The 18,545-nt window shown below is 68.1% G+C and carries 15 protein-coding genes; 6 read left to right on the forward strand and 9 right to left on the reverse strand.

All coding sequences use genetic code 11. From position 1 onward, the window contains the following. Positions 1–134 precede the first annotated feature (134 nt). The 3 genes from RIF23_RS00905 to RIF23_RS00915 all read left to right on the forward strand — a co-directional run bounded on the left by RIF23_RS00905 (position 135) and on the right by RIF23_RS00915 (position 3,336). On the forward strand, positions 135–1,430 hold the full coding sequence (locus RIF23_RS00905; protein WP_310910357.1) for an ABC transporter substrate-binding protein: 1,296 nt from the start codon (positions 135–137) through the stop codon (positions 1,428–1,430). Then, positions 1,430–2,419, forward strand: a complete 990-nt coding sequence (locus RIF23_RS00910) for a carbohydrate ABC transporter permease (RefSeq protein ID WP_310910358.1) — start codon at positions 1,430–1,432, stop codon at positions 2,417–2,419. The genes RIF23_RS00905 and RIF23_RS00910 overlap by 1 nt, the downstream gene beginning before the upstream one ends. 119 nt (positions 2,420–2,538) lie before the next feature. Continuing rightward, complete coding sequence (locus RIF23_RS00915; RefSeq protein WP_310910359.1) at positions 2,539–3,336, forward strand: carbohydrate ABC transporter permease; 798 nt, start codon at positions 2,539–2,541, stop codon at positions 3,334–3,336. Between the two features lie 105 nt (positions 3,337–3,441). Here RIF23_RS00915 and xylA read toward each other — a convergent pair whose 3' ends face one another. Both xylA and xylB read right to left on the reverse strand, forming a co-directional pair. Beyond that, positions 3,442–4,599, reverse strand: coding sequence for a xylose isomerase (gene xylA / locus RIF23_RS00920; protein ID WP_310910360.1), 1,158 nt, complete (start codon positions 4,597–4,599; stop codon positions 3,442–3,444). 22 nt (positions 4,600–4,621) lie between these two features. Beyond that, positions 4,622–6,019: a xylulokinase gene (xylB, locus tag RIF23_RS00925; protein WP_310911194.1), complete on the reverse strand. Its 1,398-nt coding sequence runs from the start codon at positions 6,017–6,019 to the stop codon at positions 4,622–4,624. Positions 6,020–6,171: 152 nt separating this feature from the next. Here xylB and RIF23_RS00930 point away from each other — a divergent pair, with 152 nt between their 5' ends. The 3 genes from RIF23_RS00930 to RIF23_RS00940 all read left to right on the forward strand — a co-directional run bounded on the left by RIF23_RS00930 (position 6,172) and on the right by RIF23_RS00940 (position 10,163). Then, complete coding sequence (locus RIF23_RS00930; protein WP_310910361.1) at positions 6,172–7,416, forward strand: ROK family transcriptional regulator; 1,245 nt, start codon at positions 6,172–6,174, stop codon at positions 7,414–7,416. Positions 7,417–7,481: 65 nt separating this feature from the next. Then, positions 7,482–8,525: an aldose epimerase family protein gene (locus RIF23_RS00935; RefSeq protein WP_310910362.1), complete on the forward strand. Its 1,044-nt coding sequence runs from the start codon at positions 7,482–7,484 to the stop codon at positions 8,523–8,525. 1,122 nt (positions 8,526–9,647) lie between these two features. Beyond that, entirely contained in the window at positions 9,648–10,163 is a 516-nt protein-coding gene (locus RIF23_RS00940) for a hypothetical protein (protein WP_310910363.1), read from the forward strand. 276 nt (positions 10,164–10,439) lie between these two features. On the opposite strand, the gene RIF23_RS00945 is transcribed toward RIF23_RS00940, so the two are convergent. The 7 genes from RIF23_RS00945 to RIF23_RS00975 form a co-directional block, all read right to left on the reverse strand. Continuing rightward, entirely contained in the window at positions 10,440–11,213 is a 774-nt protein-coding gene (locus RIF23_RS00945) for a TetR/AcrR family transcriptional regulator (RefSeq protein WP_310910364.1), read from the reverse strand. Between the two features lie 249 nt (positions 11,214–11,462). Beyond that, positions 11,463–13,565 (reverse strand): 3-hydroxyacyl-CoA dehydrogenase NAD-binding domain-containing protein, encoded by a 2,103-nt coding sequence (locus RIF23_RS00950; protein WP_310910366.1) that lies wholly within the window; start codon positions 13,563–13,565, stop codon positions 11,463–11,465. Then, positions 13,562–14,761, reverse strand: coding sequence for a thiolase family protein (locus RIF23_RS00955; protein ID WP_310910368.1), 1,200 nt, complete (start codon positions 14,759–14,761; stop codon positions 13,562–13,564). Before RIF23_RS00955 ends, RIF23_RS00950 begins: the two co-directional genes overlap by 4 nt. 286 nt (positions 14,762–15,047) lie before the next feature. Further along, complete coding sequence (locus RIF23_RS00960; RefSeq protein ID WP_310910369.1) at positions 15,048–15,251, reverse strand: DUF1918 domain-containing protein; 204 nt, start codon at positions 15,249–15,251, stop codon at positions 15,048–15,050. Positions 15,252–15,418: 167 nt separating this feature from the next. Next, positions 15,419–16,318: a tetratricopeptide repeat protein gene (locus RIF23_RS00965; RefSeq protein ID WP_310910371.1), complete on the reverse strand. Its 900-nt coding sequence runs from the start codon at positions 16,316–16,318 to the stop codon at positions 15,419–15,421. Between the two features lie 189 nt (positions 16,319–16,507). Continuing rightward, a complete protein-coding gene (locus RIF23_RS00970) occupies positions 16,508–17,833 on the reverse strand; it encodes a ribonuclease D (protein ID WP_407659346.1) in 1,326 nt (441 codons plus the stop codon). Positions 17,834–17,964: 131 nt separating this feature from the next. After that, complete coding sequence (locus tag RIF23_RS00975) at positions 17,965–18,540, reverse strand: DUF3000 domain-containing protein (protein WP_310911196.1); 576 nt, start codon at positions 18,538–18,540, stop codon at positions 17,965–17,967. Between the last annotated feature and the right edge of the window lie 5 nt (positions 18,541–18,545).

An 18,545-nucleotide genomic window follows, 5' to 3' on the forward strand; every position in this document is an offset into this window, starting at 1 on the left:
GTTCCGAGCATGGCCAGCGAGTACAGTGATCCATGCCACCGGATGTATTGACGGTCACACGGGGTTCGGTCTAGCCTGCCACGTCAAGATGTTCGGAAATATTTCGGAAACACTCCGAGGGCGGTGTCCAACCCATGAGACAGCATTTCCCCCAGCACAGAGTTGTCGCGGCCGCTTCGGCCGGAGCCCTGCTGATGGCGACCGCGTGTGGACAGTCCGGCCCGGGAGCCGACGACACGCTCCAGGTCTGGGCGGTCGAGGACGAGGTCCTCAATCCGCTGCTGGAGGAGTCCATAGCGGACTTCAACGCCGGCAGTGACGTAGAACTGGAGCTCGTCACGATCCAGAACGACCCCTACAAGGAGCGCCTCCAGGTGGCGATGGGCTCGCCGGAGCGCCCCGACATCTTCTTCAACTGGGGCGGGGGCAACCTCGGCCAGTACGTCGACGCCGGCCAGGTCTACGACATGACGGCCGACCTCGACGACAACCCCGAGTTCCGAGACGCCTTCCTGCCCAGTGTGCTGGAGGTCGCCGAGCTCGACGGTTCCGTGTACGGGGTGCCGATGCAGGGAACCCAGCCCGTCTCCTTCTTCTACAACCAGGAGGTGTTCGACGAGGCAGGGGCGGAACCGCCCGAGACCTACGCCGAGCTGCTGGACCTGGTCGAGGTCTTCCAAGGCGAGGAGGTTACGCCCGTTGTCCTGCCGGGGGCGGCTTCCTGGACGCTGCTGATGTGGGTGTCCTATCTGGTGGATCGAGTCGGGGGTGCCGAGGTCTACGCGGACATCTCCCGTGGTGCGGACGGGGCGTGGGATGACCCCGCGGTTATCGAAGCACTCGAACGCTCCCAGGACCTCGTGGACGAGGGCGCCTTCGGCAGCGACTTTGCGGCCGTGGACTGGGACGGTGGGCAGGCCACCACCCTGCTCGCCGAGGGCGAGGCCGCCATGATCCTGATGGGGCCCTGGATGGTGCAGGACGTCGAGGCCAATGCGCCGGAGTTCTACGAGTCCGGAGACCTCGGCTGGTTCGCCTTCCCCGAAGTGGAATCCGGCCAGGGCGACCCCAGCGCCGTCGTGGGGCCACCCACGAACTACTTCTCGGTACACGCCGAGACGGACCATCCCGAGGTCGCGATGGACTGGCTGATCGATTCCATGGCCTCGGACGAGTACGTACAGGGCCTGATCGACAGCGGAGCCGTGCCGCCGATCGAGGGCATCGAGGACGACCTTGCCGACAGCGAGCGGGCCGAGTTCACCACCTGGCTCTACGACCTGACTGAGGAGTCCGAGCACTTCACTCCCGCCTGGGACCAGGACCTGGACCCCTCGGAGGCAGAGACCATGCTCACCAACTTCTCCCTCGTGTTCGAGGGGGACATGACGCCCGAGGAGTTCGTTGCCGATATGGATGACGAATCTTGATGCACGCCACAGAAGACACGGCAACAACGACGCCGCGGGCCGGTGCACGCACCGGCCCGCGGCCGGCTGACGGGGGCGGCCGGCCGCGCGGCGGGCTGCGTCGCCCCCAGCGTTCCGAGCGCCCCGGAATCGTGTGGATCGTTCCGGCCCTGTTGTTCTTCGGGCTCTTCGGTCTGGGGCCGGTACTCGGGGTCGTCTACCTCAGTTTCACCGAGTGGCGGGGCCTCGGCGAACCCACCTGGGTGGGGCTGGAGAACTGGGCCGAGATGGCCTCCGACGACGGGGTGACCAACGGTCTGAAGCTCACCCTGGTGCTGACGGCATTGTGCTGGGCCACGCAGACCCCGATGGCCTTGCTCTTCGGTGTGTGGGCAGCGGGTCCCCAACGCATACGCGCGGTGGTCAGCGCGGTGTACTTCCTGCCCCTCTTGCTTTCCGGAGCGGCAATCGCACTGCTGTGGTTGTCGCTGTTGGACCCCAACTTCGGCCTGGCGGCGGACATCGGCCCGTTCGTGGGGGTTCCGGACGGCAACTTCGTGGGCGACAGTTCCCTCGCGCTGTACGTGATCGTGCTGGTCACTCTCTGGCAGTGGCTACCGTTCCACATGCTGCTCTACCAGTCGGCCGCACGACAGATCCCGCGAAGCCTCTACGAGGCCTCCGAGATCGACGGTGCAGGGCGGCTACACCAGTTCCTGTTCATCACCATTCCCCAGCTACGGCACACGATCATCGCCTCCTCGGTGCTCATGATCGTGGGGGCGATGACCTACTTCGAGACGGTGTTCCTGATCACGGGTGGCGGCCCGGGAGTGTCCACCCGCATCCTGCCCCTCGTCATGTACTTCGAGGGCTTCCGCGCCTTCGACATGGGCTACGCGAGCGCGATCGCGGTACTCCTGGTCGTACTCGGCTTCAGTATGGCGATGGTGACGGTGTGGCTGTCCGGTTACTCCCGGATGCGCAGTCAGCGGGAGGGAGCCCAGTGACAGTAACCAGCACATCAACCAGCACATCCACCCCTGGGGCCGAGACAGCCCCCGCACCGGCGCGCACACGGCCACGCCCGTGGCGTCTGCGCCCCCTGCGTCGCGGGCCCAACGTGCCCATGGGCCTGTTCGCGCTGTTCTGGCTGGTGATGGTAGCCGTTCCGCTGTACCTGTTGGTCGTGACCAGCCTGCGCCCCTCAGGGGGGTACCTCGCGGACGGGCCGCTGTCCTTCCCGGACGCGGTGACCCTGGAGAACTACCGCACCGTCTTCGAGGCGGGGTTCCTACGCTATCTGGTCAACAGTCTCATCGTCGCGGCCAGCGCCATCCTTCTGGTGCTTGCCGTGGCCCTACCCGGGGCCTTCGCCATCGTACGTAGCCACAGTCGGTTCGTACGGGTGGGTTTCGTTCTCTTCCTCCTGGGACTCGCTATCCCGGCCCAGGCCGTCATCATTCCGGTGTACCTGATCATCACCCGGATGAACCTCTATGACTCCCTGGCGGGGATCATTCTGCCCACCGCGGCCTTCACGCTGCCGATCTCGATCCTGGTGTTGACGAGTTCGCTGCGTGACGTTCCGGGGGACCTCTACGAGGCCATGGCCATCGACGGCGCCCGGACCTGGCAGGTCTTTCTGTACATGGTGGTGCCGCTCGCACGCCCGGGCATCGTGACCGTGACGATCTTCGTGGGACTCCAGGCCTGGAATAACTTCATCTTCCCGCTGGTTCTCACCCAGAGCCCCGAGGTGCGGGTGCTACCGATGGCATTGTGGGAGTTCCAGAGTCAGTACACCACCGATGTGCCCGGGCTGATGGCGGCGGTTGTGCTCTCGTTGCTGCCGATCTTCGCCCTGTACCTGTTCGGGCGGCGTCAGCTCCTCAACGGTCTCGCTGCTGCCGGAATGGGCAAGTAACGCGTCATCGCCTCGTGTTCCCGCTCTGGGCGGGGGCACGATAACTGCGGGGCACGTGCCGGGCGTTCCGGCACGTGCCCCGCAGTGTGTGGCGGCCGTCCGTTGCTAGCGCACTCCGAACAGGTGCTCCAGGGCCAGCTGATCCAGATGCTCCATGTGGTAGCCGCGCTCGCGCACGGTGGCCAGATCCAGGCTCTCGGAGCGGAGCGAGGCCACGTCCTCCCCGGAGGCCAGCGTGGGCTCCGCCAGCTCGTCCACGCGGGCATCGGCCAGTGCCTGTCGGACCTCGGGGTCGGCGCGGAATGCGGCGGCCCGTTCCCGCAGGATCAGGTAGTTGCGCATGCACGCGGCGGCCGAGGTCCACGCCCCGGTGACGTCCTCCGTGCGGGGCGGTTTGAAGTCGAAGTGGCGCGGCCCGGTGTAGCCGGAGCTCTCCAGTAGGTCCACCAGGAAGAACGCCTCCTTGACGTCACCAGCTCCGAACCGCAGGTCCTGGTCGAACTTGACCCCACGCTGGCCGTTCAGGTCGATGTGGAACAACTTTCCGTGCCACAGCGCCTGCGCGACCCCATGGACGGCGTTCAGGCCGGCCATCTCCTCGTGCCCGACCTCCGGGTTGAGGCCCACCATCTCCGGGTGGTCCAGTTCGGTGATGAACGCCAGGGCGTGCCCCACCGTCGGAAGCAGAATGTCGCCCCGCGGCTCATTGGGTTTGGGCTCCAGAGCGAACCGCAGGTTCAGGCCCTGGTCCCGCACATAGGCGCACAGCGTGTTGAACGCCTCGGCGAGCCGGGACAGCGCCTGGCGCGTGTCGGTCCCGGCCTCGGTCTCGGCGCCGTCCTGGCCTCCCCAACACACGTAGGTGTGCGCACCGAGCTCGGCGGCTCGGTCGATATTGTCCAGCACCTTACGTAGTGCGTGACGACGCACATCCCGACTGTTGGAGGTGAAGCCGCCGGCGCGAAACACCGGGTCGGTGAAAAGGTTGGTCGTCACCATGGGCACCGACAGGCCCGTGTCCGACAGGGCCGAACGGAACCGTTTCAGTGTGGCGGAGTGCGTGGCCTGATCCGCCTGCGGGTCCAGGAGGTCGTCGTCGTGGAAGGTGACCCCGTATGCGCCGAGGTCAGCCAGGCGGTGCACGGTATCCACCGGGTCGAAGGCGGGGCGTACCGCCGAGCCGAAGGTGTTTACGCCCTGCCAGCCCACGGTCCACAGCCCGAAGGTGAACTTGTCCTGTGGGGTTGGGGTGTAGTCAGCCACCGTTGTGTCCTCTCCTGTTCGATTACCTGTTGGCGAACGTCACGGACGCTCGGGTTGCGGCATAGCGTTCGCGGATGTGGGGGAGGGGATCGGCCTCGTGGACCTCGGCCCCACGAATGCTTCCCCAGTCCGGGGGGCGATCTGAGCCCGCCAATGCCCAGGCCGCCTGGCGGGCGGCGCCGACGGCGACGTACTCGCGGTCCTCGGGGACCAGCACCGGCCGTTGCAGGATCTGCGGCGCGATGGTGCGGAGTGCGACGGAGCGTGCCCCACCACCGATGAGCAGGATCCGTTCCACCGGAACTCCGTGGTCGCCGAGGGCGTCCACGGCGTCGGCGAGCCCACAGAGCATTCCTTCACAGAAGGCCCGGGCCAGGTTCTGGGGTGTGAGGTTGTCTGTGGTCACACCCGCGAGATGCCCGGTTGCCTGCGGAAGGTTGGGCGTGCGCTCACCCGCCAGATACGGCAGCAGGGTCAGTCCCTGTGCTCCCGGCTTCGCCTGGAGAGCCAGGCGGTCGAACTCCGCACGGCGTGTTCCCAGGAGCGCACTGGCCACCTCCGGGACCCGGGCGGCGTTGAGGGTGCACACCAGTGGCAGGTACTGGCCGGTCGCGTCGGCGAATCCGGCGATCGTTCCGGAGGGGTCGGACGGCACAGCCCCGGTGGCCGCGAACGCCGTCCCGGAGGTGCCGATCGATACCACGATGTCTCCGGGCTGCGGATCGACCGCCAGGGCGGCGGCCATGTTGTCTCCGGTGCCAGCCGCCACCAGGTCACCGGGGAACAGGTCTCGGTGGTGTCGACGCGGTAGGGACTCGGACGGTGCCGCAACGCGGGGAACGGACAGTTCTCGCCCGAAGGCCATGCGTATCAGGTCGGGACGGTATCCTTCGCTGGCGGAGTAATAGCCGGTCCCGGAAGCGTCCCCCCGGTCGGTTACCGCCACACCCGTGAACTGTTTCGTGATCCAGTCGTGCGGCAACAGCACCGTCTGGGCACGCCGCGCGTGTTCGGGTTCGGTGTCGGCGAGCCAGCGCAGCTTGGTCACCGTGAAACTCGGGGCGGGAACACTCCCCACCGCTTCCGCCCACATCGCGGGGCCGCCCAGCTCGGCGATCAGCTCCTCCGTAGCTTGGGCGGACCGGGTGTCGTTCCACAGCAGGGACGGTCGTATCACCCGGTCGTCCTCGTCCAGCACGATCATGCCGTGCTGCTGTGCAGCGACGGAGATCGCCGCAACATCCTCGAGGAGACCCCCCGCGCATGCCTGCGTGAGGGCCTGCCACCAGGTGTCAGGATGGATCTCGGTTCCGTCGGGGTGGGGGGCTTGGGCCTGGCGGACCAGAGTCCCGTCCCCGGCGTGACACACGACGATCTTCGTGGACTGCGTGGACGAGTCGATCCCTGCGACGAGCGGCACTTTAGGCACGATCAGCTCCCTGCTCCCGTGTGGGTGGACGTGTGACTAAATTAGTTTGGTCAGTAAACAAACTAAAGTCAACAGGACCGACCATGCCTCGAAGGGCAGGGCACAATGGGTCGAGATACCGACAAGGGGGGAGCGTCGTTTCGTTGACGCGGTACAGCACGGCCCAGCGCGCGATCCGGGCCAGCAACCTGGGACAGGTTCTGGGCGTCGTCCGGCGTCGCGCACCCTGTTCCCGCGCCGAGGTTGCCAGTGAGCTCGGCCTCACCCGGGCCACCGTTTCCAGTCTCGTCGCGGAACTGACCTCGCATGGGTTGGTGCGGGAGGAAGGGACATCTACCACGGGCAAAGTGGGACGTCCCGGCCAGATGCTCCGGTTGGACGACCGCTTCGTGGCTGCCCTCGGAGTCGAGGTCAACGTCGACTACCTCACCCTGGTCGCTGTGGATCTGATGGGCGGGGAACTGCTCCACCGCCATGTCACCTTCGACACCCGCAGCTCCGGTCCGCACCAGACCCTCGCCCGTCTGGCCGAGGTGATCGCATCGGGAATGAGCGAGCCGGGGCTGGCCCGGCGGAGAGTGCTCGGCGTGGGGGTGGCCGTGCCTGCACTCGTGGACGACGCGGGGACAGTGCGGCGGGCACCCAACCTCGGTTGGAGTGACGTGCCACTGGCCGCGGAGCTGCGAAACGCCTCCGGTTCCTGCTCCCAACTGGCCGAGGCGCCCATACTCGTGCACAACGACGCCAGTCTGGCCGTGGTGGCCGAATACCGGGACGGGCATCTGGCCGGGACGCAGGACCTGGTCTACCTCACGGGTGAGGTTGGTATCGGCGCTGGGATCCTCCGCGGAGGTCACCTGTTGCAGGGGGCGCACGGCTATGCCGGGGAGATCGGGCACATTGCGATGCAACCGGATGGTCCGCGGTGTGCGTGTGGACGCCAGGGCTGTCTGGAAGCCCTGGCCGGCATCGAAGCGATTCTACGGAGAGCAGTTCCGGACCGGGTTCGGACGACGGACCCGCTCGCGGCCAGGGAGCTCGCCGGGGCTGTGCACGAAGCCGTGCGCCGGGCACAGTCCGGAGACGCCGACGTGGTGGCCGTACTCGACGAGGCGGGGCACTGGCTGGGGAATGCGGCGGCGCACGTGTGCAACCTGCTGGACACCGAGGCGATCATCCTTGGCGGATACTTTGTTCCCCTGGGGCCCTGGCTGTTGCCGGCCGCGAACGATCGTCTGCGTTCCGGGGTGTTCGCCGCCCAGCACCACGACACCCGTATCCACCTGTCCACCCTGGGCTTGACCGCGGCGGCCCGAGGCGGCGCGTCCATGCCCGTACAGTCCCTGGAGCGCGGCCAGATTCCCGTCCCGGCCACCGAGCCCGCCTGAGCAGCACCAGCACAGGTGCGGTGGCCGAGCAGTAGACATTTCCCTACACATCGGAAGGCGTGCACGTGACCGTACGAGACTTCGGAATCACCACCACCGGCGAGAACACCCAGGTGATCACCCTGTCGGACGACGATGGGCTCACGGTACAGGTGACCGACTACGGAGCCACACTCGTGGGGCTTTGGGCCCCGGACCGGGACGGCACACGTGCCGACGTCCTGCTGGGATTCGACTCCGTCGCCGGATACGAGGGTCCAGCCAACGCGTACTTCGGGGCCACGGTCGGCCGGGTGGCGAATCGGATCGCCGGCGCGTGGTTCGCTGTGGACGGTCACAGCTATCGGCTCGCAGCCAACGAAGGGCCGAACCACCTCCACGGAGGGAGCCGGCAGTCCCTGGACCGGGTGGTGTGGCGACTCGTGGAGCGAGACCGCTCCAGCGTACGGTTCCAGCATGTCTCCCCAGCCGGGACGGAAGGGTATCCGGGAACCCTGTCGGTGTGGGCCACCTACACGGTCCGGGACACCACGCTCACGATCCACTACGCAGCCACCACAGACGCGGCCGGTCCGGTCAATCTCACCAATCACATGTATCTGAATCTTGCCGGTGCGGGGGCGGACACGGTACTGGACCACCAACTGGAACTTGCGGCCTCGGCATACACACCGGTGGGAGCCGACCTGATTCCCACGGGAGACGTGGAGCCGATATCCGGGGGGCCACTCGACTTCCGCAGCCCCCGGCGGCTGGGGGAGCGGATCGCAGACCTCGCCGCCCCCACCGGTCCCGACGGCTATGACCACAACCTGGTCCTGGACGGGGACAACACGAGCCCACGCACGGTAGGGATCCTCACGCATCCCCCATCGGGGCGAAGCATGCGGCTGGCCACGGACCAACCGTGCCTTCAGGTCTACTCGGCCAACCATCTACCGGCGGGGACAGCCGGGAAGAACGGGCAGATCTACGGGCCGCACGCAGCCCTGTGTCTGGAACCCCAACAGTTTCCCAACGCCGTGCACTGCCCGGACTTCCCCTCCGTGATCCTGCGTCCCGGACAGACCTACACCCACACCTCCAGCTACACCTTTGGAGTGACATAGGGCCTGCCACAAACCCGCACGGTCCCGCAGCGGCCGGGACGGCCGCGATATTCGGGGCTGTCCCGTGTGCGGTGTCACCATTTTTCCTGGTCATCCGCGTGTTGGGTGAGGCGGCCGTCGAACGTGAGGTCGGAGGCGTTCCGGGCACTCTTCCAGTGGGCTCGGCCGGTGGTGGCCCCGGCACTGTACGGCCGCATCACGGCCGCATCATCGTGAACATCGCCGCGGTGGTGGCCGTTGGTGGGGTGCCTGCCATCGGGGGGCCAGGCTCGTGCTCGGTGTTGAGGCCTGGCCGGGGGATCGTGGTGTCGGTGATTCCGTGTCCGCACGCGCCGTGGTGGCCGCCGGCGGCGTCGCGCCGTGGTAGTCCCGGTGGTGTGCTGTTTTCCGGGGCGCTCCCCCGCACGACGGCCAGCGGGAGTGGGGGCGGGGTGGGCCTGGGGGAGACATCCCTGCGGTGGGGGGTCTCCCGCGTGGCGGCGAGCGGGCAGGGGGCGCGGGAGTGTCCCGGCCCCGTTCGGGACGTCCCTCGGCGCAGCGGCGAGCGGAGTGTGTGGGGGGCGCCGCCGGGGGTGTCGCCACCGGGTTGCAGGGGGTGGCCGGCGGGGTTGGGGCGCACTGCGGTGCCGCCGTCTGGCCAGGAAGAGTCTCCGCGGTGGCCGAGGTGCGGTGTGGTCATCCGTGTCGGGAGGCGCGAGGCTAGCTGGATCAGCGCGTCCTCCAGGGGCGGTCCTCCACGACCACAGCACCCTCACCCGTTGGCCCGGGGTGCTGGGCTGTGTGCGCCCCGGCCCCGGGAGCTGCCTCCCGCGGCCGCAACACCCTTACACACCCCGCCGGCCGTGTGGCGGAAGGCGGTGCATCTGCCGTGGGGATGCCCTCGATGCGCCGCGCCCCCGCGCCCCCGCTGGCCGTCGTGCGGGAGAGCGCCCCCAGGGCGCGACGCCGCCGGCGGCCGACACGGCGCGTACCGGCGCATAAGCACAGACACCACGATCGCCCGACCGGGACCTGCTCTGGTGGGAGCCAGACGCAACAACGACCGCGGTAGGTACGGATACTCACCGCATCTGGGTCCGGCAACTCTGCCCGCGTCCCGGACCGAACAGTAGCGTTGTCCCCATGTCCGAGACTGGAGCACACCCCACCCCGCCCGAGCCGACCACCCGCCACACCCCCGCGCCCGCAACCACGCCCCGTCCCGGTGCGGCCCTGGGCACGGCCGCGAGCGTCACCATTCTGACCGTGCTCACGTCCGTGCTGCTCACCTATGGCGGGCTGATACTACTGTTCGGGATCCTGGCCGTGCAGGACACCGGGAGCGGCTGGGGGGAGGTCTTCCTGTGGCCCCTACTGCTCCTGGGCCTCCTCACCCTCGCCGCGTGGCTGCACAGCGCGTGGCTCCGCATGCTGCGCGTGCGGCTGCGGCGGACGATCACCGTGGCCGGCCTGGCCTGGGGAACGTTCGCTCCGTTCGTGTTTCTCCCAGTGGTCACGAGCATGGTCGACGCCGTCGTCCTGGCCGTAGGAAGCGCCGCTGTCGGGGGATTGACGGCCTTCCTGGTCGTATCCCAGCAAGTCGACGGCCCAGCCGACACGACCTCCACACCGACCAGCCACCTACCCGCACCGCGCTGAGGAAGCACACCAATAGCGCGCTCCTCATCACCCGCGCTGCCCCGGAGTCACTCCTACATTCCCGCAGTGGAGCCACTTCTGGCGCCCATGAACTGCACCAGGACCGCAGGCATCGCCAGCGGGCAGCGGAAGGTGACGATCGCCGAACCCGTGGCGGTGCGACGATACCGCGCCGGCCCGGAGCGGGGGAGGACCTGGGGCGGGTGGGTATCAGCCGGAGCGGGGAAGGTCACCTGGGCGATTCGTCCACTGAGATCGTCCCTGGCGCCGTACGCCCTAGCCGGAGTCGTGATCACATGTGGGAGTGCGGTACTCGACCCCGACAAGTTCGAGGATTTCCCGCAGCTCGGCCTCGAACAGGGGCCCCATGTCCCGCACCACATAGTCCAGCTGGTGGAACACCTCCATGCAGATCAGCCCGTACAGCCGCGCCCACACGCTGGCCAGCACTCGGATGGCCTCCACCGGAACTTGTCGATCCTGACCGCAACTAGCGATCTCGGCAAAGGGGGCCAGCGAATGCTTGAGCCCGTCTGGGACCGTCTGCGGCCGCGGCGGAACGAAGCGTTGCTCGGCCCAGATGCGATAGAACAGCGAGAAGAACACGGCACCGAAACGCTCCCCAGCATCCCGGGCCGGACCAGCCTCCGGACATGCGCTGTGGTGTCCGGACTCGGGTCCGAACAACAGTGTGAACTCCGCCGGGAACTGGGTGGCCCACTCACGGAACGCCCGTGCCGCGGCGTTGGTCTGCCCATCCAGATCATGGTCCGGGCAGGCGGCGATGGCCGCACGTACATGGGCGGTGAGCTCCTCGAAACAGTCCACCTGAAGGGCTTCGAGGAGATCCTCCAACCCGCTGAAGTACCGATACAGCCCCGGGGCGGTCATTCCCATCTCCCGGGCGATCGCCCGCAGGGACACGCCCGCGGCCCCGGACCCCACCAGGAGTTGACGAGCGGTCTGCTTGATCTCGGTGACCGTGGCCGCACGTACCCGGCGGCGCCGTGTCGGTGCGGGCGGTGCCGCATCCGCGTTGTTGACCTGCACCCGTGCCTGCCCCCTCGACAGGGCTCTCTGCCTGCATTCGACGTGTCTACGCACGTGCGTCGACTGACAGGATAACCGGCCCCCTGGGTGTCACCGCGGTCGACGGTCCGGGTGGGGTGGGCCGCCCCGACCCGCACCCGGCGGACGGCCCCGGGCGGGAGGGGGAGTGGGACCCGGGGCCGTCCGGTCCTGCGTGCCGGGGCGGACTGCGACTGGGGTCAGCCTGGGTCCCGCCCCGGCCCGTTTCGTTCAGAGGGCCTTGAGCTGCTCGCCGTGGAAACGACGGCCGTTGACCCGTTCCGAGACGCCGCTGCGGTCCAGGTAGGGAGTGATCCCCCCCAGGTGGAACGGCCAGCCCGCGCCGGTGATGAGGCACAGGTCGATGTCCGCCGGCTCGGCCACCACGCCCTCGTCCAGCATGATCCGAACCTCACGGGCGAGTGCTTCCAACGCCCGGTTCAGAATCTGCTCTTCGGTCAGCGGGGAGTCACCCCCGGAGAACAGCTTACGAACCTCGTCCTTCAGCGTGAGATCCGAGTTGAGTAGTTCCGTGTGCCCTGCGTCCACGACCGCACGCAGCTGCTCCGAAACGTGGAAACGCTCCGGGAAAGACTCGTGGAGTGTCTCCGCAACGTGCAGGGCCACGGCCGGACCGACCAACTGCGTCAGCAGCAGTGGGTTCATCGGCAACCCCAGGGGAGCCACCGCGCGGTCGGCGACCTCGGGGTCGGTCCCCTCTTCGATGGCACCGAGGACGGTTCCCATGAACAGGGTCAACAGTCGGTTGACCACGAACGCGGGTGCATCCTTGACCAGCACGGACGTCTTCTTCAACGTCTTGGCGGTGGCGAAGGCGGTGGCAAGGGTCGCATCGTCGGTGTGCTGGGCCCGCACGATCTCCAACAGCGGCATGACCGCGACGGGGTTGAAGAAGTGGAATCCCACGACCCGTTCCGGGTGCTTAAGGTCCGCTGCCATCTCGGTCACCGACAGCGAGGAGGTGTTGGTCGCCAGGACCGCCTCGGGACTGACTACGGCCTCGACCTCGGCAAAGACCTGCTTCTTGATGGACATCTTCTCGAACACGGCCTCGATCACGAAGTCCGCGTCGGCGAAGGCATCCTTGCTCAGGGACCCGGAGACCAGTGCCTTGAGCTGCGAGGCCTTGTCGCTGTTGATCCGCCCCTTGCCGTGCAGCTTGTCGATCTCACCATGTACGTAGGCCACCCCCTGGTCCAGGCGGTCCTGGTCCAGGTCGGTCAGGACCACCGGCACCTCGAGGCGACGGGCGAACAGCAGGGCCAACTGTCCGGCCATCAACCCGGCGCCCACCACGCCGACCTTGGTGACGGGGCGGGCCAGCGACTTGTCCGGGGCACCGGCCGGCTTCTTGGCACGCTTCTGCACCAGGTCGAAGGAGTAGAGGCCGGCACGGAGCTGGTCGGTCATGATCAGGTCGGCCAGGGCCTCGTCCTCAGCCGCGAAGCCGGCGTCGGCGTCGCGGTTTTTCGCCTCGGCGATCAGCTCGATGGCCCGAGCCGGAGCTGGCGCCGCGCCGTGGAGCTTGCCCTCGACGGTGAACCGAGCGAGGTTCACGGCCTGGTCCCAGGCTTCACCGGTATCAACCTCGGGACGGGTCACGGTGATGTCGCCGTTGATGACCTGCGCGGCCCAGCGCAGCGACTCCTCCAGGAAGTCGGCTGGCTCGAACATGGCATCGGCGATCCCGAGTTCCCGGACCTCGGGGCCCTTGATCATCTTGTTCTGGGCCAGCGGGTTGTCCACGATGATCTTGAGGGCCTTCTCCGCACCGATGAGCCGGGGGAGGAGATACGTTCCGCCCCAGCCCGGGATGAGACCGAGGAAGGTCTCCGGGAGGGCAGCGGCGGGAACACCGCTGGAGACGGTGCGGTAGTGGCAGTGGAGGGCGACCTCGAGCCCGCCACCCATCGCGGCGCCGTTGATGAACGCGAATGTTGGAACATTCGTCTCACCGAGCTTACGGAACACATCGTGCCCGTACTTGGCCACGGCGTGGCCCTGGGACCACTCCGAGATTTTGGGCATGCCGTTGAGGTCGGCCCCGACCACGAAGATGAACGGCTTGCCCGTGAGCGCGATCGCCTGGATTTCGCCGGCGTTCGCACGTGCCAGCGCCGCGTCGACGGCCTGCTCCAGGCTGCGCAGGCTGGCCGGGCCGAAGGTGTTTGGCTTGTTGTGGTCGTGGCCGTTGTCCAAGGTGATCAGCACCGCGGTGCCGGCCCCGTGGGGGAGCTGGACATCGCGGGCGTGCGCGTGGGTGACGACCTCGTCGGCGAAGAGCTCCTGCGCCTGCTCGAGCTGGCTGCTCACTTGGCCCCCTTGTGGTTCGTGTTCTCCCAGAGGACGGTTCCGCCCATGCCCATACCGACGCACATGGTGGTCAGGCCGTAGCGCACGTCGGGGTTTTCCGCCATGAGGCGCGACAGCTGGGTCATCAGCCGCACTCCGGACGAGGCCAGCGGATGTCCCACGGCGATTGCTCCACCCCAGGGGTTGACCCGGGCGTCGTCGTCGGCGACACCGAAGTGTTCCAGGAAGGCGAGCACCTGCACGGCAAAAGCCTCATTGATCTCGATCAGCCCGATGTCGGACATGCTCAGGCCGTTGCGCTCCAGGAGCTTCTCCGTGGCCGGAACCGGGCCGACGCCCATGACCTCGGGTTCGACTCCGGCGAACGAGAAGTCCACCAGGCGCATACGTGGGGTGAGGTTGAGATCCTCGGCCACGTCCTCGGCGGCGATGACCGCCCCGGTGGCCCCGTCGTTCAGACCAGCGGCGTTTCCGGGGGTGACCCGGCCGTGTGGACGGAAGGGAGTTTTCAGACCGGCCAGGGACTCAAGGGTGGTCTCCGGTCGGGGCGGCTCGTCGGTCGTGGCCAGGCCGTAGCCCTCCTCGATGGAGCGCACCGCCATCTCCACCAGGTCGGGCTGGATCTTGCCGTCCGCGTAGGCCTTGGCGGTCTTCTCCTGGCTGCGTAGGGCGTAGGCGTCCGCACGCTCCTTGGTGATGCTGGGGAAGCGGTCGTGCAGGTTCTCCGCGGTGTTGCCCATGACCAGAGCGGAGGGATCCACGAGCTTCTCGGCGAGGAACCGGGGATTCGGGTCGACCCCCTCACCCATGGGGTGCCGCCCCATGTGTTCCACACCGCCGGCGATGGCAACGTCGTAGGACCCGAAGGAGATCCCCGCGGCGGTGGTGGTGACCGCGGTCATGGCTCCGGCACACATCCGGTCGATGGCGAAGCCGGGGACGGTCTTGGGAAGGCCGGCCAGCACGGCCGCGCTGCGGCCGATGGTCAGGCCCTGGTCTCCGATCTGCGTCGTGGCCGCGACGGCGACCTCGTCGATGCGTTCCGGGGGAAGCCCGGGGTTGCGGCGGATGAGCTCGCGAATGACCCGGACGACCAGGTCATCGGCACGCGTCTCGGAATAGAGGCCCTTGCCGGCCTTGCCGAACGGGGTTCGCACCCCGTCGACGAAGACGACGTCGCGGGCGGTTCGCGGCACGATCGCGCCTCCTTACTCACATGAGTCGGTTGGTGACACCCCCAATGCTACTCGCCAGTAACCACTGATGCGAGCAGGAGAGCGGGGTGTCGGAAGGACAGCCAGACAGCGGGTGTGCCCGACCCGCTGGGCGAGAGCGTCCGAGAGCGGACCCCGCGGGTGTGTCGCTGCTTCTCGAGTGGATGCGGGCCCGTCACGACCACCCGGAACGGGGCCACGGGCAGTAGCTAGGCCCGCATGGCGCGGTCCAGGGCACCGGCATTGCGCCATGCCGGCGTAGCGAGCCCTACATCTCGTCGTCCAATGGGCGCCGGGGATGGATAATCGCGTCCGGACCCGGGTAGATCAGGTTCTCGTGGCCGTCCTCGAACTGCACCACGTACGGGGGATCCCCGTCCTCGCCGCGGACGTCCACAATAGTGCCGACGCGGGCCGGCTGGCCGACCGTGGGTCCCTGAACCTGAAGCTGGTCACCGACCTCAGCTCGCATCGTTGTCACCTTCTTCGGGATACTGCGCTGGCTGCGCTGTCGGGTCTGGCGTGCCCGGTCTCCTACCCACCAGCCGGCGTCCTGTCACCGCAGAGCGCGTCAAAACCTGGCCATGGACCCCGACCACGCGACTCGGGTCTGCCCTGCACCGTGCAGGACAGACCCGGCTAGCGCAGTGCTGCCGCGGCCCGCTCTCGTCCCATCGCGCGATAGGCCTGGGCCAACTCCCGGCGCAGACGCATCGTCAGCACCCGAACGTCGGGGTCGTCGGATGCGGTCAGCGCTTCCCCATAGGCCTGTTCCAGGGTCCGGGTTCCCGCGGCGAACCTGCCCGCGGTGAGTTGCAGCCGCCCCAGGTGCAGCTGCACCGACAACGTGTCGGGATGCCGTGGCCCCAGACGCCGCATCCGCTGTGCCTGCACCATGCGCAGTTGCTGTGCGGCGGTCTCGAAGCGTCCGGACGCACGATGGGCCAGAGCCAGTCCCACGCGCAGACTCTCTACCCGTTCACCGCCGGGGTCCGGATCGTCGGCCAGAGCCCGCTCGAAGTGGGTTACCGCAGAATCGAGCTGACCGGTTCTGCGATACGCGGTCGCGAGTCCCGCGCGCGCCTGCACGGTGCTGACGTCCCGTGGCCCGAAGCGCTGCTCACGCTGACGCAGAAGTTCCAGCCAGTGGTGGGTCGCTTCCTCGTAGCGCCGGGCGTCGTCGAGTGTTCCCGCGAGATTCTCGCGGATCACATCGGTCTGGGGGTCGTCCTCCCCAAGTGCGGACACAGAGTCCTCAAGGGCCCGCTCGAACTGGGAGATCGCCTCGGTGCGTCGCCCCACCTGCGCGTACTTGGCGGCGAGATTGTTGCGCGCGGCGATGCTGCGATGGTGCTGCGGCCCCAGGGTGGTGACGTACTCCTGGAGGGTCTGTTCCAGCCAGGCGGCCCGAGCCGAAGGTGTCGCTCCCGCTACCGGGGGTGGCACCGTGGCACCACTGCGAACGGTACTGGCGGGACGGGCAAGGAGGCCGGAGAGGCCACTGGCTCGCTTAACCGCGTCCCACACTGCCGATACCACGATCACTCACCCCCACTCGATCCGAACGGCTGCATGCTGCGGAGGACCGCGGACAACCACCGTCGTGAACAAAACGATTCTGTAACATTAATCCGCGAGCGTGCCGTTTTTGTCGGATTCGCGGGTGTGTTGGATGTGAGTTACACCACGCCCCCGTGGAGGTTGGGGCCGAGGGGGATGGTGGCCGGTCTAGCCCTGCTGCTCTGCTTCGCGGAGGGCCGCAGCGAGCCGCGTGGCACACAGCTCGCGTTGCCAGCGTCGAACCTGGTGTTGACGGAGCTGGGCAGCCACGGTCTCCGGGTCCACCGGCTGGGGAGGGTCCCAGGCGAGGCGCCGCACCGCGTCCGGCTGGACCACGTTCTCCGCTGGCATGCACACTTCCTCGGCAACGGCACTTACCACCCCCCGAGCCGCCGTGAGTCGTCCTGCGGCCTGGGGATCCCGCTCGGCCCAACGATTGCCCGCGGGCGGGCCGTCACCCGGCGGATTGGGCTGCGGCAGCTCCGTGCTGGCCATGGTGCGGGCGCGTCGCACCGCCGCGAACCAGGTGGACAAGTGCCGGCGCGCCCCTCGGGTGGTGAAGTGCTTCATCGCGGCGAGCTGCCCCGGCGACGTGGGCATCTGGGAAGCCGCCGCCACAATCCCGGCGTCCGGGAGGACTCGCCCCGGGGAGAGGTCTCGGTCCCGGGCGATCCGGTCCCGTTCGTTCCACAATTCCCGAACCGCGGCCAGCCCCCGCTGGCTCCGCACCTTGTGGATCCCCGACGTGCGCCGCCAGGGGTCACTGCGCGGTGGACGCGGTGGAGCAGCGAGAACGGCCGCGAACTCCTCACGGGCCCAGTCCAGTTTCCCGGCGGCACGTAGTTCCGCCTCCAGGGCGTCGCGCAGTTCCACCAGGAGTTCGACATCCAGAGCCGCATAGCGCAGCCAGTCCTCGGGCAACGGACGGGCGGACCAGTCGGCCGCAGAGTGCTCCTTGGCCAGCCCGACCCCCAGGAGGTGCTCGGTCATGGACGCCAGCCCCACCCGCTGGTACCCCAGCAGACGCCCAGCGAGTTCGGTGTCGAACAGGGCGTTGGGACGCAAGCCCAGCTCGGCAAGGCACGGCAGGTCCTGGTGGGCTGCGTGGAGCACAACCTCATCCGTCGACATTGCCTGGTCGATCTCCGACAGATCGGGGCAGGCAACCGGATCGATCAGCGTTGTTCCCGCGCCGGCGCGGCGCAGCTGGACCAGGTAGGCCCGCTGGCCGTAGCGGTATCCCGAGGCGCGCTCCGCGTCCAGCGCCCACGGGCCGTGCCCCGCGGCGAGGCGGTCGGCGGCCGTGGTGAGCTGCCGCGTCTGGGAGATCACGGCCGGAGTTCCCTCTCGTGGGGCCGCCAGCACCGGCGAATCCGCACCGGACTGCGCCGAGCCAGTGTCGCCGGCATCCGGGACTGGCGCCGGGGGCACCTCCGCCGGGGTTCGGCCGGCCGGTTCGGCTTGGTTGTCGGTCGAGTTCAGCGCGTTGGCCACAGATCCACGTTAAGTCCTGGTCCGATCTGCGCACCACTCCCAGACACGCCGGAACCAGTGTCGACCACCACACCACGCTCACTCCACACCACAGCCACCACTTCGAAACGCAGACGCCCGACGACAGCCCCTCAGGCTCGACTCCTGCGCTGGTCGAGGTCACTCACGTCCATCGGTGGGAGGCCGGCAATGGCACACATCACCTCCAGCCAAGCCGCCATGTGTCCGGACAACTCGACCGAAACCGGGGTCCAGGAGGCACGCAACTCCACCTCGGTGGAGGTGGACTGGTCGGCCTTCGTCCCGAACCCCTCCGTGGTGGCGCGGGTCACTGTTCCACTGAGCGCCTGCTGGCCGTCGGTGTGGGTGGACAGCCCTTCGGTCAACCAACTCCAGGTGACCTCGCCCACAAGCGGATCGGCGGCCATCTCCGACTCCAGCTCCGCACCCACATAGGCGACGATCCGCAGGGGGCCGGGCCACTCCCGGGACTGGTCCGGGTCGTACAGGACGATGAGCCGCCCCAACGCGACATCGTCCCCGTCGACGTGCACCGCGCCGGACCATGCGGCGGCGTGTGGTGCGAGTCGTCGCGGAGCCGGAATCTCCTCGATGCGAACCTCGGGTCGAAGCTGGGGCGCCTCAAGACTGGCCAAGGCTTGCTGGAACTCTGCCGGTACGTCCTCGGCCTTACCGGGAGGGGGCATGATGG

This window comes from Lipingzhangella rawalii, from assembly GCF_031628175.1.
In the GTDB taxonomy this organism is placed as follows: domain Bacteria; phylum Actinomycetota; class Actinomycetes; order Streptosporangiales; family Streptosporangiaceae; genus Lipingzhangella_A; species Lipingzhangella_A rawalii.

Excerpts from the sequence above, each read along its gene's own strand:
- RIF23_RS00915 (WP_310910359.1), top strand. The coding sequence starts at position 2,539 with ATGGGCCTGTTCGCGCTGTTCTGGCTGGTGATGGTAGCCGTTCCGCTG.
- RIF23_RS00905 (WP_310910357.1), top strand. The coding sequence starts at position 135 with ATGAGACAGCATTTCCCCCAGCACAGAGTTGTCGCGGCCGCTTCGGCC.
- RIF23_RS00960 (WP_310910369.1), bottom strand. The coding sequence starts at position 15,251 with ATGCGAGCTGAGGTCGGTGACCAGCTTCAGGTTCAGGGACCCACGGTC.
- RIF23_RS00940 (WP_310910363.1), top strand. The coding sequence starts at position 9,648 with ATGTCCGAGACTGGAGCACACCCCACCCCGCCCGAGCCGACCACCCGC.
- RIF23_RS00975 (WP_310911196.1), bottom strand. The coding sequence starts at position 18,540 with ATGCCCCCTCCCGGTAAGGCCGAGGACGTACCGGCAGAGTTCCAGCAA.
- RIF23_RS00910 (WP_310910358.1), top strand. The coding sequence starts at position 1,430 with ATGCACGCCACAGAAGACACGGCAACAACGACGCCGCGGGCCGGTGCA.